The sequence below is a fragment of the Ruegeria sp. H3 genome (assembly GCF_056533095.1).
Genome location: NZ_JBQFOD010000005.1, coordinates 112,446 through 126,791, shown reverse-complemented (window position 1 = coordinate 126,791; position 14,346 = coordinate 112,446). Strand labels below are relative to the sequence as shown.

The following is a 14,346-nucleotide window of genomic DNA, read 5'->3' as shown; positions in this document are numbered from 1 at the left end:
GCAGAGGTTTCGGGGCAGGTCGAAATCTCTGCCCTTCTACCTTCGGCGGTTCAGGTCGGCTTGACCCGTGCAAGCCTGCCCCTCACACTCCACCCTAACGAAGCATTCGCGGGTACCGGCATTGGACAACGCACTTTGGCGCGGCGGGTGGGCAGCCCAGCTACGGATTGGCAGCGGCCTGATCCTGTTTGTTTTCGCGTTTTTTCACTTTATCAATATCGGGCTGGGCCTGTTTCACACCGACTATCTGCACGGGATGCAGGATGGTCGCAAGGCGATCACCCGACACAATGCCGTCAGCCTGCTGTTCTATGCCGCGCTGATCCTTCACGCGGCCCTTGCGGTGATCTCGATCATCCAGCGCAGAACATTGCGGATGCCGTTCAGTTCAGCATTGCAGATTGTGCTGGGGCTGCTGATCCCCTTGCAGTTAATCGCGCATATCGTCCACACCCGCATCGCGCATGAGGTGTTCGACGTCAATGATGAGATGGGGTACATCATCATACTGATGTGGCCCAGCTCAGCCATCTGGATGCAAAGCCTGCTGCTGCTGATCGTCTGGATACATGGCTGTATCGGCCTTCATATGTGGCTGCGCCTGACCAGTTGGTGGTCAAAAACCGTTCCCTATCTGATCGGCGTGGCTGTTTTTGTGCCCTCATTTGCGTTGGCCGGTGTGCTGACCGAAGGCCGACGCATCTGGGCGGATTTCGCTGATGAATTTCTGCGTGAACAATATATTGAGTATTACAACTGGCCATCACCGGAAACCTTCGACACCCTGTCTGCCATGAAGAACAACGCCGTTCTGGGCTTTCTGTTCACGCTCGGCGCATGCGGGATCTTCTTTCTGGGCCGCAAGCTTTGGCGTCGCAGGCATTCGGTGCGGATCGCCTATGCGCAAGGCCCTGATGTGGTTGCAGAAAAAGGCATGACATTGCTTGAAATATCTCAAGCCAACGGCATCCCACACACAGCTCTGTGCGGTGGCAAGGGGCGTTGCACCACATGCCGTGTCATTGTCGAAGATGGCAGCGAAGGGCTGGATGCCCCGAGTGAGGTCGAAGCCCGCAGTCTGGCCGCGGTGGGTGCCTCGCCCCAAACCCGGCTCGCCTGCCAAATCCGCCCAACCGACCCGCTGACTGTGTTTCGCGTCTTTCGCCCGGATGGCGAGCGGAATCGAGGGCACGCCAGCCAAGGACAGGAACGGCAATTGGCCGTGCTGTTTTTGGATATGCGGGGTTTTACGGCGCGTACGACCGGGCAGCTTCCTTACGACATCGTCTTTCTGTTGAACCGGTTCTTTGACGCCATAGTCCCGGCCATCACCGATGCGGGCGGCGTAGTCGACAAATACATGGGTGATGGGTTGTTGGCCGTGTTTAACAAAGCCAACGCCGCCGTCTCTGCCAAATCAGGGCTAGACGCTGCGATTGAAATCAGCCTTGCTCTGGAAGGTTTCAACCAACGCCTCGCAGCCGAAGGAAGCCCGGGCATTCGTATCGGAATGGGCCTGCATCTAGGTGATCTGGTGCTGGGTGAAATCGGCGCCGCAGGGCACGCATCGCACACCATTATCGGCGATGCTGTCAATGTCGCCAGCCGCCTTGAAAGCGAGACCAAAGCACTTGGGGTCGAACTGCTGGTGTCGAAGGAGTTGCTGCAAGCGGCAGAAGTGGCAATCAATCCCGAGCAGATCCAATTGTTCCAGCTACGTGGCGTGACCGAACCGGTTCCCGCCGTACCTGTTACACGTGCCGCAGAGCTAAGCGACCTCACCACCAGAGAAGAACAAGCATCCTCTGCCTGATTGCATCGCGCTACCGAAACAGAACCACGGTCGCCTTTGGTATTGTGTACGGGAAAATCCTTCCATTTCCGGGGAAATCAGCGCATATCGTCCTTTGTTTCGCGACGGTGGTGGACTTCGGGTAAGAGTCGGGGCAAATCCGCCCCGAAACGGCCGAGAATCACCGGCAAATTTACACTGTGACAAGAGTATTCTGATGACGATGTTAAGTAATCTGGCTCCGATCCCCGAATTGTATGTGTCATATGACTCGGCCCAGAAGTTAAAAGTTGAAGCCGCGGATCTGACAAGCTGGGACCTGAGCCCGCGACAGATCTGCGATCTGGAATTGTTGATGAATGGCGGCTTCAACCCGCTCAAGGGTTTCCTGAGCGAAGCCGATTATGACAATGTCGTCGAAAACATGCGCTTGGCCGATGGCACCTTGTGGCCCATGCCCATCACGCTGGACGTCAACGAAGACTTTGCCGAAGGGATTGAGCTGGGCCAGGATATTGCCTTGCGCGATCAGGAAGGCGTGATCCTTGGCACCATGACTGTGACCGACCGGTGGACCCCGGACAAGTCGCGTGAGGCCGAGAAGGTCTTTGGCGCCGATGACGATGCACACCCTGCGGTTAACTACCTGCACAACGTGGCTGGCAAGGTCTATCTGGGCGGTCCGGTCGTCGGTATTCAACAGCCTGTACATTATGATTTCCGCGCCCGTCGCGATACGCCGAACGAGCTGCGTGCCTATTTCCGCAAGCTGGGCTGGCGCCGCATTGTGGCTTTCCAGACACGCAACCCCCTGCACCGCGCGCATCAGGAACTGACCTTCCGCGCCGCCAAAGAAGCGCAGGCCAACCTGCTGATCCATCCGGTTGTCGGCATGACCAAGCCGGGCGACGTCGATCACTTCACCCGCGTCCGCTGCTATGAGGCGGTGCTGGACAAATATCCAGCCTCGACCACGTCGATGAGCCTGCTGAACCTCGCCATGCGTATGGCAGGCCCGCGTGAGGCAGTGTGGCACGGCCTGATCCGCGCAAACCACGGCTGCACCCACTTCATCGTCGGGCGCGACCATGCAGGGCCTGGCAAAAACTCGGCTGGTGAGGATTTCTATGGGCCTTATGACGCACAGGACCTGTTCCGCAAACACCAGGATGAAATCGGCATCGAAATGGTCGACTTCAAACATATGGTCTATGTGCAGGAACGCGCCCAGTACGAACCAAATGACGAGATTCTGGATAAGGATAATGTCACCATCCTGAACATCTCGGGCACCGAGTTGCGCCGCCGCTTGTCCGAGGGGCTTGAAATCCCAGAATGGTTCAGCTTCCCCGAAGTCGTCACAGAACTGCGTAAGACCAAGCCGCCGCGCAGCCAGCAGGGCTTTACTGTGTTCTTCACAGGTTTCTCAGGGAGCGGAAAATCCACCATCGCTAACGCGCTGATGGTCAAGCTGATGGAGATGGGTGGCCGTCCGGTAACCCTGCTGGATGGTGACATCGTGCGGAAGAATTTGTCTTCGGAACTGGGCTTCTCGAAAGAGCACCGCGACCTGAACATTCGCCGCATCGGGTATGTCGCGTCTGAGATCACCAAAAACGGTGGCATCGCCATCTGCGCGCCGATTGCGCCCTATGCCACTACCCGTCGCGCCGTGCGCGAAGAGATCGAGCAGTTCGGTGCCTTCTGCGAGGTCCATGTGGCGACCAGTATCGAGGAATGCGAACGCCGCGACCGTAAGGGGCTCTATAAGCTGGCCCGCGAAGGTAAGATCAAGGAATTCACCGGGATCTCAGATCCTTACGACGTTCCCCAAAACCCTGAACTGAGCGTCGAGACCGAGAATGTCGAGGTCGACAATTGCGCCCACCAGGTCCTGCTAAAACTGGAAAGCATGGGCCTGATCGCCGGGTAACATACCAGAATACAGAAAGCCCCCGCCTAGACCGGGGCTTTTCTTTTGGCTGAACCCAAAATGCGGTCACATCTGATCGGGCAAGTCCACCTGTCCGCGCATCAGCACATGTCCACGCCCTGCAACCTTGATCCCGGTCATCGCATCAGAGGGCCCAACGCGGGTTACCGTCGCCTGACCAGGGCGACCCATGTCATGCCCCTGTTCTGCGATGAAACTGTCTTTTGCCATCAACCCGTGTTCCCAAAGATAGGCCGCCATTGCACCGGTGGCTGATCCGGTAAACGGGTCCTCGGGCGGGCTGGGAGGGGCCAGCAAGAGACGCGAGAATGTATCTCCCTCGGCTGTTGCACCTTGCAAGGTCACCAGAAACGGCTCGGCCATGTCCGAACCGGAAAACCCGGCAGCGGCGGCAACTTCGCGCAATGGCCCTACGTCAAGCCGCGCTGCGCGCAACGCCTCGTGATCTCGCAGAACCGTTATGCAAAAGGGCAGCCCGGTTGAAACGAACTGAGGCGGAGATACAATGGCACTTTCTGGCACCCCGATGGTCGTGGCAACGAGGTCAGCAGGTACATGCGCACCGAACTCTGGCGCGACCTGGGTCATCTCGATCTCGTCCCCATTCAACTTGATCGCCACAAGCCCCGCACCTGTTTCGAGTGTCAGAGCATTGCCCGAGATCAAACCACGCGACCGCATCGCAGCCACCGTCGCGATTGTCGGATGTCCGGCAAAGGGGATCTCGCGACTGGCCAGAAAGTACCGCACCTGGATATCGGCAACATCAGATGGCCCGGTGAATGTGCATTCCACCAGTGAGGTTTCGCGGACATAGGCCATGCAAACATCCGCTGGCAGAACCGCGCCATCGTGCACAACGGCGCAGCCATTTCCACCAAAAGCGCGGTCACTGAACGCATCCACCCAATCAAAGTCAAACCAGCTCATCGCGCGGCCTCCGAACACAGGAAAAAAGCGGCGGGGTTCGCCGGTTTCAAACCATCGCGCGTGTCATTGGGATTGTCACGCCCAAAACGGGCGTAAAGGGGCCCCTCAGTGAACTGCGACCGGAGACAGATCATGCTGTCGTGCCAGAACAAAGGCCAGCTTGCGGTCGGCGACTAGCGCCAATTGCTGACCATCGGAATCGTGCACGGCATAAAGCTGATCCAGATCACCTGCCTGATCCTGCAGATCGCTTGGCAGATCGGCAACCTCGACCGTTTTGACATAAACGATACGGTCGCCTTCGGTGTTGATTTCAATCGGTGTATTCATTGCTCTTACCCCTTCCGTATGTTGATTGTCTGCACCACGGTTTCCGGCACGGCGCGGGTTAGATCCACATGCAGCAGACCGTTCTCCATGATCGCCTCGCCCACCTCGACACCATCGGCCAGCACGAACATGCGCTGAAACTGGCGCGCCGCGATGCCACGGTGCAGGAAGATGCGCCCCTCGCTATCGTCACGCTGACGGCCACGGATCACAAGTTGGCGATCCTCGATGGTGATCGACAAGTCTTCTTCGGCAAACCCGGCCACAGCCAGAGTAATCCGGTACGAAAAATCCGACGTCTGTTCGATATTGTAGGGCGGGTACCCTTCATTGCCGGCCTTTGCAGACCGTTCCAAAAGGCGTTCCAACTGCTCGAACCCCAAAAGATGCGGGTATGAGCCAAGAGTAAGTTTTGACACGTTTTCTCGTCCTTTATTGCCAAAGCGACGTGTGGTGCGGCCCCGTTCTGGCAACCGCGCACTATAGAATATGGGAAGAAACCAGGATGTCCACAAGGTCTGGCGTGATAACGTCTGACACACTATCTTGTTGGGTAAGCACCACAACCAGCCCGAGTCGCCAATGAACGCGCCCACCGATCTTTCGATGAAAACCGATGACGTTTTGCGGGTTGAGCTTGAAGTTTTCCGACGGCAGCACCGTGATCTGGACGAAGCCATCGAAGCGTTGCATGAGCGCAGTACGGCGGATCAGCTGACCTTGCGACGGCTGAAAAAAGAAAAGCTGCGCCTTAAGGATATCATCCGCCTTATCGAGGATCGTCTGACGCCGGACATCATCGCCTGATATCGGCTTAACGCATTGCCACTAAGGCGGATTTGGATATAGTTCGCGCTCTGCGAACAGGGCGGGGATCAAACGGATGGGTAACGTCAAAGTCGGGATCATCATGGGTAGCCAGTCGGACTGGCCCACCATGAAAGAGGCCGCAGATATTCTGGACGAATTGGGTGTCGCCTATGAAAAGCGTATCGTGTCGGCCCACCGCACGCCGGACCGCCTTTGGGACTATGGTAAAACTGCCGCCGAACGCGGCTTGAACGTGATCATCGCAGGCGCGGGCGGTGCGGCGCATCTTCCGGGCATGATGGCCTCAAAAACGCGGGTGCCGGTGATTGGCGTTCCTGTTCAGACCCGTGCTCTGTCTGGTGTTGATTCGCTGTATTCCATTGTGCAGATGCCCAAAGGTTTCCCAGTTGCCACCATGGCGATCGGATCGGCCGGTGGTGCAAATGCAGGGCTGATGGCCGCCGGTATTCTGGCACTTCAGGATGACGCGTTGGCCCAGCGGCTGGATGCATGGCGCATGGCTTTGTCAGCCTCTATCGCAGAAGAACCCGAAGGATGAGCCGGATCGGCTTTGTCGGAACCGGCCACATCGCGGCACCTATGGTGCGCTTTCTGGCGGCCAGAGGTCATGACATCTGGGTCACCGAACGCAGTGCCAAGGTGTCGGCGCAACTCAAATCAGAACTGGGTGTGACGGTCGCGGATGTCCAATCAGTGCTCGACCCATCGGACATCGTGTTTTTGTGTCTGCGCCCACAGGTGGCCGCTGATATTCTGACCCCTCTGACCTTTCGCGCGGATCATCAGATCGTTTCGGTAATGGCCGCCATATCAACCGAACAGTTGGCAGAGCTCTGTGCGCCTGCGTCGGATTTCGTGCAGACCATCCCACTGGGCTTTCTGGCAACCGGTGGTTGCCCCTTGGCCGCTCTGGGCAATGATCGCTTGCTGGCCGATCTGTTCGAACCGGAAAACCCGGTGATCAAGGTTGCAGACCAGGCCGCGTTGAACACCCATTTCGCGATCTGCGCCATGGTGCCAGGGATACTGGATTTGATGGCGACCGGAGCAGATTGGTTGGCCGATCAAACCGGAAACGCAGACGGCGCAGAATTTTATACGACACAGCTGATCTCGGGCTTCCTTTCCGCGATGGAAAAGGGCAAAGCGGGGCAACTTGCGGCAGAGCGCGACGCGCTGGCCACTGATGGAACGCTGAGCCTGCAAATGACCGATGCGCTACGGTCAGGCGGGGCACATGACGCGCTGAACGCAGCCCTGGCCGCGATCGGCAAACGGTTGGAGACCTGATGATGACACACATGCTGGCCCCCGGTGCAACTATTGGAATTCTGGGCGGTGGTCAGTTGGGCCGCATGCTGTCAGTCGCGGCGGCGCGGCTGGGCTTTGTCAGCCATATCTACGAGCCCGGCGCGAACCCACCTGCCGGTCAGGTCGCAGATCGGGTGACAACGGCGGCTTACGACGATGCCGAGGCACTGAGGGCCTTTGCAGATTCGGTCGATGTCATCACCTATGAGTTCGAGAACATCCCGACCGAGGCGCTGGATATACTGGAAGCGCACCGCCCTATTCGCCCTGGACGCGAAGCCTTGCGCGTCAGTCAGGATCGGCTGACCGAAAAGCGGTTCTTGCAGGAGCTGGGCCTGAACACAGCGCCTTTTGCGGATGTGTCAGATCTGAGCAGCCTTGAGGCCGCAATTGATCAGATCGGAACCCCGGCCATCCTGAAAACCCGCCGGTTCGGTTACGACGGCAAAGGTCAGGCGCGTTTGCAGACACCCGAGGATGCCGAAGCGGCCTTGGCCAACATGAATGGCGCGCCTTCGATCCTGGAAGGGTTCGTTGATTTCAGCCATGAGGTGTCAATTATTGCCGCACGTGGGCTGGACGGTCAGGTCGCATGTTTCGATCCGGGCGAAAACGTGCATCGGGACGGTATTCTTCACACGACCACCGTGCCTGCGCGCCTGCACCCAGCGCAACGCACCGACGCGATCCTGCTGGCGGCCAACATCCTGAATGCGCTCGATTATGTCGGAGTGATGGGGGTTGAACTGTTTGTGACGCCCGAGGGTTTGATCGTGAATGAGATCGCGCCGCGCGTCCATAACTCTGGCCATTGGACGCAGAATGGCTGCGCCGTCGATCAGTTCGAACAGCACATCCGCGCTGTCGCTGGGTGGCACTTGGGTGACGGGCAGCGCTATTCGGATGTCGTGATGGAAAACCTGATCGGCGCCGATATGGACCGCGTTCCTGAGCTGGCTCAGGAACGGGACGTCGCCCTGCACCTCTATGGTAAGGCAGAGGTCAAGGCAGGCCGGAAAATGGGGCATTTCAACCGGATCACGCGCGCATAGAAATCACGCTGACGCGTGATGCCTCCGGCGGAGGTATTTGTGAACAAGAGAAGCAGGCTGGGTTTAAGAGATGAACCGGGCCGCGATGTCCCCGGACATGTAGCTGATGCGTCCTCCGGCCAGTGTGGCGGCGACGCGGTGGCTCTTCCGATCCAGAATGACAAGGTCAGCGCGTTTGCCCGGCTCTATCGTGCCTCGGTCTTCGAGGCCCAAAACGCGCGCGGGACCTGATGAGATCAAATCCCAGGCGCCAACCAGATCCCGCACGCCGCTTTTAGCCAGCATCAACGCCGCACGGCGCGGGCTGGGGTAGTGATAGTCCGAGGCCAGCGCGTCACAGAGCCCCATGGCAATCAGTTCAACAGCGCTGGCATTTCCTTTGTGTGACCCACCCCGGACCACATTGGGTGAACCGAGGATAATGTGATCCCCACCCGAACGTGCAGCCTCAGCCGCTTCCAGAGTTTCGGGGAATTCAGAGATGTGAACACCGCGCTCCCGCCACCATGCCCGGGCATCTGCGGTTGCATCGTCGTGGCTGCCGAGGTGAATACCCAGCCCTTCTAGCTTAGCGCATAGTGCTTCGATCGCAGCGGGAACTTCTGCCTGACGGGCATACATATCAAGCAACATCTGGAAATGAACATCCGGGTTCCGCCCTGCTTTCAGCGCTTGCCCGGTCAGGCGCGGCGGTTTTTTGCCCTGCGTAAGCCGGTCATGTGGCAAGTGGTCGTTGAAGACCACGTAAGGCACTTGCCAGTCTTTGATCCGAACAGCCAGATCGGCATAGTCGTCCAGCATGTGGGTTTCGAACCTTAACTGAGGGATCAAGTCGGTGACGGTGCTGTCCCTAACCGCAGCTATCGCGGCAAAGACCTGTGCGGCAAAATCGGGGCCGCGCACGCCACCTTCCCAGCTATAGAACTGCGCCAGTACTCCGGTGGTGATCCCGTTTGCCGCCAGCTCTGCCTCAACCGACAAAATGCCCTCGTTCATTTGCTTCATGGCACCCCGGCGCGGGGCGATATGGCGTTCGAAACCGTCACCATGTAGGTCGATGATTCCCGGAAGAACCAAAAAACCCGTCAGGTCAATCTGACGCCCAGCGCTTGAGGCCTGCACTTGCCCATCAGCTATTGCTACGGGCACCTGTGTCAGCCCTACGCTCGGCAACAGCACTTCGGCGTTGCACAGCGTCAGCTCCAGCGTGGTCATCTGGTTGGCTCCGATTCGGGCTCAGAGCAGTCCTGCCCGATGCAAATCTCGTCAATGATGTCAGTGACCCCATCCAGCCAGGTTATCTGTGGATCAAACTCACCGAACTCGATGAAATGCAGGGCCTGTGCCATCACGCGCGGATTGTTCATCATGAACGTGTGTGTCACCGGCAAAACGATATGATCCGCCATGCCATCCACCTTGGTGGTTCGGACCGAAACCTTACCATCGTCCCGCCCATCGATCAGTGAAGAAAACACCGGGTTCAATGAGTTCTCGCCCGCGATCACACCCAGTTCGAACTCCACTGCCGGTAGCTTTTGGGGGATGCCTTCAGGCCCAGTGCCCAGTTGCAATCCGGCGGGGCCGTTCAGATAACCGAACACTTCCCATGCGCTAAGTTCGTCAACAAGTTGGCTGCCCTGATTGGGTGGGCCCAGCATGACGACACGGCCCAGGTTTTCCGGTGCGTTGTCCTGAAGCCAATATCGCAACAAGATACCGCCCATGGAATGCGCGACAACATTGGCTGTATCTTCACCGCAGGCTGCAAACGCATCGGGCAGTGTCTGTTCAGCCAGTTCGGGAATGCCCAGATCTGTCGACGGATAGCCCGGACGGATGACGGTGTAGCCATGGGCTTTGAACAACTGCTCCATCACCGAGAACGACGCCTCGGTCCGCGCCAGCCCATGCAACAGGATGACACATTTGGCGCTGGCCGCTGCGGGCAGGCACAGGAAAATGAGGGCGAGCAGAATTCTCATGACCGCCCAATACTGCCTATGAGGGGCTGAGGGAAGACCTACCCTTGGGTCCGGCGCAGAACGGCCAAGGCGATGCCACCCAGCACCAAAGCTGCCCCAGCCAACAGCCGCGCGTCTGCAACTTCACCCAACAGGACCACACCGCCGACAATCGCGATCACTGGCACACTCAGCTGAACCACCGCGGCAACCGAGGGCGCGAGTTGCGGCAAGACCCGGTACCAAAGCGCATATCCCAGGCCCGACGTGACCCCGCCTGACAAAATAGCCAACGCACATCCGGTTACATTGATCTGCCAGTCGCCCCCCAAGAAAACCAGTGCCAACGTCGTTACGGGAAGCGCGACAACAAAGTTCGCCGCTGTCCCGGCCAAGGCGTCTGACTCGGACCGTCCGACCAAAGAATAGATCGCCCAACCAAAACCAGCGGCGACCATCAGCGCAGCTCCCGCTGCGTCTACCTGAACCGCCTCGGTCGGCCATAGTACAAAGGTCAAGCCGCCCAAAGCGACCGCAGCACCTGCAATTTGGCGTCCTGTGGGTGTCGTCCCAGTCAATGCGCCAATCACAAACATGGATATCTGCACAACCCCGAACAGGATCAGCGCCCCAAGACCCGCATCCAGCGTCAAATAGGCCACCGAAAACCCAATCATGTACAAGGATAGGGACCCTGCCCCCAGAACCCGCCGCCTAGAACGCAGCGGCATTCCACCCTTGCGCCCCCACACCAATAGGCTCAGAACCACCGCGCCAGCCAGAACGCGTACAACTGCAAAGCTGGCAGGATCGCTGGCACCACTGTCAATCGCCAGCCGGTTCAGGATCGAATTCGCCGCAAAGGCGCACATGGTCAGGGCGGTCAGCAAAAACAACTTCATCCCAATCGCATACCTGCGTCTGTCAGCTTTGCACACTCACATTCCTGCAAACGCACCGCAGCTTCTTCTGTTCAAAAATACCTCCGCCGGAGGCATGTCCGCAAAGCGGGCATTCAAAACGAAACGGGGCCGCCCGAAGGCGACCCCGTCGATAAGCACTAAGGCCTAAGCAGCTTACATCATGCCGCCCATGCCGCCCATGTCGGGCATACCGCCGCCAGGGGCCGCGCCCTCTTTGGCGGGCTTGTCAGCAACCATCGCTTCGGTGGTGACCAGCAGGCCAGCAACCGATGCCGCGTCTTCCAGAGCGGTCCGGACAACTTTGGCAGGGTCGATCACACCGAACGAGAACATGTCGCCATATTCTTCGGTCTGAGCGTTGAAGCCAAATGCCGCGTCCGAAGATTCACGGACTTTGCCCGCAACAACCGCACCGTCAACACCTGCGTTCTCGGCGATCTGGCGCAGCGGCGCTTCGATGGCCTTGCGAACGATGTTGATGCCAGCGTCCTGATCGGCGTTTGCACCTTTCAGAGCTTCCAGTGCTTTACCGGCCTGAACCAGAGCAACACCGCCGCCCACGACGACGCCTTCCTGAACAGCAGCGCGTGTTGCGTTCAGAGCATCGTCCACACGGTCCTTACGCTCTTTCACTTCCACTTCGGTCATGCCACCGACGCGGATAACGGCAACACCGCCTGCCAGTTTGGCAACGCGCTCTTGCAGCTTCTCACGGTCGTAGTCGCTGGTGGTTTCTTCGATCTGCGTGCGGATCTGGCCAACACGGGCTTCGATCTCGGCTTTCTCGCCGGCACCGTCGACGATGGTGGTTTCGTCTTTGGTGATCTCGATCTTCTTGGCGGTGCCCAGCATGTCCATGGTGACGGACTCGAGCTTCATGCCCAGGTCTTCGCTGATGACCTGACCGCCGGTCAGGATCGCGATGTCCTGCAGCATGGCTTTGCGGCGATCGCCGAAACCCGGTGCTTTGACAGCAGCAATTTTCAGGCCGCCGCGCAGTTTGTTGACAACCAGAGTTGCCAGCGCTTCGCCTTCAACGTCTTCCGCGATGATCAGCAGCGGCTTTTGCGACTGGATCACCTGCTCGAGCAGCGGAACCATCGGCTGCAGCGAGGACAGTTTCTTTTCGTGCAGCAGGATCATGCAGTCGTCGAGTTCTGCGATCATCTTGTCTGCGTTGGTGACGAAGTAAGGCGACAGGTAGCCACGGTCGAACTGCATACCTTCGACAACATCGGTCTCGGTTTCCAGACCTTTGTTTTCTTCGACGGTGATAACGCCCTCGTTGCCAACCTTCTGCATCGCGTCTGCGATCTGGCTGCCGATTTCGGCTTCGCCGTTGGCCGAGATGGTGCCAACCTGAGCAACTTCTGCCGAGTCTTTGACTTCGCGCGAAGCAGCTTTGATGCCTTCAACAACCTTGGCGGTCGCCAGGTCGATGCCGCGCTTCAGGTCCATCGGGTTCAGACCCGCGGCAACCTGCTTCAGACCTTCTTTGACGATGGACTGAGCCAGAACGGTTGCAGTGGTGGTGCCGTCACCGGCTTCGTCATTGGTGCGGCTGGCGACTTCTTTCACCATCTGCGCGCCCATGTTTTCGAACTTGTCTTCCAGTTCGATTTCCTTGGCAACCGAAACACCGTCTTTGGTGATGCGCGGTGCGCCGAAGGATTTGTCCAGAACCACGTTACGGCCTTTGGGGCCCAGGGTCACTTTAACAGCATCGGCTAGGATGTTCACACCTGCCAGCATGCGGTTACGGGCATCGGTGTCGAACTTGACGTCCTTTGCAGCCATGTCGTTTCTCCTTGAGAAATAAGTTTGGAATGAAGATCAGAGTGAAGCGCGGCGGCTTACTCGATGATCCCCATGATGTCGCTTTCTTTCATCATCAGCAGCTCTTCGCCGTCGACCTGAACCTCGGTGCCCGACCATTTGCCGAACAGGATCTTGTCGCCAGCTTTTACAGCCATTGCGATCAGTTCGCCGCTGTCTTTGCGGGCGCCTTCGCCGGTCGCAACGACTTCGCCTTCACTGGGCTTTTCTTTTGCACTGTCGGGAATGATCAGTCCGCCTGCGGTTTTTTCGTCGCTTTCGGTACGGCGAACCAGCACACGGTCATGAAGCGGTTTCAATGCCATCTTTGCAGCTCCTTGGGCTCAAAGTTTATCTATCCTCCCCTCACCTGTCGGTGAGGCGTTAGCACTCAGTGGGTTCGAGTGATAACGCGGCATAGCTAGGGTGTCGAAAGAAGCGAGTCAACAAGTTGAGGTGAAATTTTTTGGCCAAACCTGATGGACCATGTGGTTGATTGCGAAGGCCAGCTGCATAGGTAGGCCACGACAAAAACAATACGGGGCAAATTCGATGCGCAGATTTCAATTTCTTGCTGTCGGTCTACTACTTTTGACTTATGTGACCACAGGTCCGGCCACGCCGGTTCAAGCGCAGAGCCTGACTGATACTGTTAAGGCATGGGAGCGCGAACTTGACGCACGGATTGGGGTGCTGCTGTACGAGGTCGACAGCGGATTGGAGGTTGCCTATCGCGCGGATGAACGGTTTGCGATGTCCAGCACATTCAAACCTCTTTTGTGCGGCGCGATTTTGGCAGGGGTCGACACAGGTACCCAAGCGTTATCGGAACGCGTTACCTATCAATCATCTGACCTCGTCGACTACTCGCCCGTCACCAGTAAGTACGTAGAAACCGGCATGACCGTGCGAGACCTGTGCAAAGCAACCATAACGATCAGCGACAACACCGCAGCCAACCTGTTGTTGCAGCGATTGGGCGGGCCCAGCGAACTAACCGGCTTTCTGCGGACTACAGGCGACACCATCACCCGCCTTGATCGCTGGGAAACAGCGCTGAACCAAGCCACACCAGGTGATCTACGCGATACAACAACGCCCCGGGCGATTTTGGAGACGTTGGAAAGGCTGCTGGATGGCACGCGCCTTTCACCAGACTCTGCCGTTCAACTCAGGCAATGGATGATCGAAGATCAGGTCGCCGACGAACTCATCCGCCCTCATGTCCCAGAAGGTTGGACAATCGGGGACAAGACCGGCGCTGGCGGCCACGGTAGCCGCGCGATCATCGCTTTTCTCCAAACCCCAGAGCCACGCACCTATCTGACGGCCATCTATCTCACCGAAACAAACGCATCCTTTGCAAAACGCAACGCTGTGATTTCCGATATTGGCCGCGCAATGATCGCCGAGATCGAAGCGCATGCTGAGTGAATAAGCCCAT

At 58.0% G+C, this 14,346-nt stretch carries 15 protein-coding genes; 7 read left to right on the top strand and 8 right to left on the bottom strand.

What is annotated here, in order from left to right; all coding sequences use genetic code 11:
* Positions 1 to 121: 121 nt before the first annotated feature.
* Together ACR0JE_RS08265 and ACR0JE_RS08260 are read left to right on the top strand one after the other, a co-directional pair.
* Positions 122 to 1,813, top strand: a complete 1,692-nt coding sequence (locus ACR0JE_RS08265; protein ID WP_480863847.1) for an adenylate/guanylate cyclase domain-containing protein — start codon at positions 122 to 124, stop codon at positions 1,811 to 1,813.
* Positions 1,814 to 2,009: 196 nt separating this feature from the next.
* Positions 2,010 to 3,725 (top strand): bifunctional sulfate adenylyltransferase/adenylylsulfate kinase, encoded by a 1,716-nt coding sequence (locus ACR0JE_RS08260; protein ID WP_480863846.1) that lies wholly within the window; start codon positions 2,010 to 2,012, stop codon positions 3,723 to 3,725.
* 66 nt (positions 3,726 to 3,791) lie between these two features.
* On the opposite strand, the gene ACR0JE_RS08255 is transcribed toward ACR0JE_RS08260, so the two are convergent.
* The 3 genes from ACR0JE_RS08255 to ACR0JE_RS08245 form a co-directional block, all read right to left on the bottom strand.
* The gene (locus ACR0JE_RS08255) at positions 3,792 to 4,676 is read right to left on the bottom strand and encodes a PhzF family phenazine biosynthesis protein (RefSeq protein ID WP_480863845.1); all 885 of its coding nucleotides are present in this window, start codon (positions 4,674 to 4,676) and stop codon (positions 3,792 to 3,794) included.
* A gap of 105 nt (positions 4,677 to 4,781) precedes the next feature.
* Positions 4,782 to 5,006, bottom strand: coding sequence for a DUF1150 family protein (locus tag ACR0JE_RS08250; RefSeq protein ID WP_170536263.1), 225 nt, complete (start codon positions 5,004 to 5,006; stop codon positions 4,782 to 4,784).
* Positions 5,007 to 5,011: 5 nt separating this feature from the next.
* A complete protein-coding gene (locus tag ACR0JE_RS08245) occupies positions 5,012 to 5,425 on the bottom strand; it encodes an Hsp20 family protein (protein WP_058275530.1) in 414 nt (137 codons plus the stop codon).
* Between the two features lie 163 nt (positions 5,426 to 5,588).
* Here ACR0JE_RS08245 and ACR0JE_RS08240 point away from each other — a divergent pair, with 163 nt between their 5' ends.
* From ACR0JE_RS08240 to ACR0JE_RS08225, 4 genes are all read left to right on the top strand, one after another.
* The gene (locus tag ACR0JE_RS08240; protein WP_480863844.1) at positions 5,589 to 5,813 is read left to right on the top strand and encodes a YdcH family protein; all 225 of its coding nucleotides are present in this window, start codon (positions 5,589 to 5,591) and stop codon (positions 5,811 to 5,813) included.
* A 76-nt stretch (positions 5,814 to 5,889) separates the two neighbouring features.
* Complete coding sequence (gene purE, locus ACR0JE_RS08235) at positions 5,890 to 6,375, top strand: 5-(carboxyamino)imidazole ribonucleotide mutase (protein WP_353010442.1); 486 nt, start codon at positions 5,890 to 5,892, stop codon at positions 6,373 to 6,375.
* Positions 6,372 to 7,127: an NAD(P)-binding domain-containing protein gene (locus tag ACR0JE_RS08230; RefSeq protein ID WP_480863843.1), complete on the top strand. Its 756-nt coding sequence runs from the start codon at positions 6,372 to 6,374 to the stop codon at positions 7,125 to 7,127. The genes purE and ACR0JE_RS08230 overlap by 4 nt, the downstream gene beginning before the upstream one ends.
* Positions 7,128 to 7,129: 2 nt before the next feature.
* Positions 7,130 to 8,200, top strand: coding sequence for a 5-(carboxyamino)imidazole ribonucleotide synthase (locus ACR0JE_RS08225; protein ID WP_480863842.1), 1,071 nt, complete (start codon positions 7,130 to 7,132; stop codon positions 8,198 to 8,200).
* 63 nt (positions 8,201 to 8,263) lie between these two features.
* On the opposite strand, the gene ACR0JE_RS08220 is transcribed toward ACR0JE_RS08225, so the two are convergent.
* From ACR0JE_RS08220 to groES, 5 genes are all read right to left on the bottom strand, one after another.
* The gene (locus tag ACR0JE_RS08220; protein WP_480863841.1) at positions 8,264 to 9,415 is read right to left on the bottom strand and encodes an alpha-D-ribose 1-methylphosphonate 5-triphosphate diphosphatase; all 1,152 of its coding nucleotides are present in this window, start codon (positions 9,413 to 9,415) and stop codon (positions 8,264 to 8,266) included.
* On the bottom strand, positions 9,412 to 10,185 hold the full coding sequence (locus tag ACR0JE_RS08215; RefSeq protein WP_480548834.1) for an alpha/beta fold hydrolase: 774 nt from the start codon (positions 10,183 to 10,185) through the stop codon (positions 9,412 to 9,414). The genes ACR0JE_RS08220 and ACR0JE_RS08215 overlap by 4 nt, the downstream gene beginning before the upstream one ends.
* Positions 10,186 to 10,223: 38 nt before the next feature.
* A complete protein-coding gene (locus ACR0JE_RS08210; protein ID WP_480863840.1) occupies positions 10,224 to 11,066 on the bottom strand; it encodes a DMT family transporter in 843 nt (280 codons plus the stop codon).
* 174 nt (positions 11,067 to 11,240) lie between these two features.
* The gene (gene groL, locus ACR0JE_RS08205) at positions 11,241 to 12,884 is read right to left on the bottom strand and encodes a chaperonin GroEL (RefSeq protein WP_170536249.1); all 1,644 of its coding nucleotides are present in this window, start codon (positions 12,882 to 12,884) and stop codon (positions 11,241 to 11,243) included.
* A gap of 56 nt (positions 12,885 to 12,940) precedes the next feature.
* Positions 12,941 to 13,228, bottom strand: a complete 288-nt coding sequence (gene groES, locus ACR0JE_RS08200; RefSeq protein ID WP_170536247.1) for a co-chaperone GroES — start codon at positions 13,226 to 13,228, stop codon at positions 12,941 to 12,943.
* A 226-nt stretch (positions 13,229 to 13,454) separates the two neighbouring features.
* On the opposite strand from groES, the gene bla reads away from it, so the two are divergent.
* Entirely contained in the window at positions 13,455 to 14,336 is an 882-nt protein-coding gene (gene bla / locus ACR0JE_RS08195) for a class A beta-lactamase (RefSeq protein WP_480863839.1), read from the top strand.
* Positions 14,337 to 14,346 lie beyond the last annotated feature (10 nt).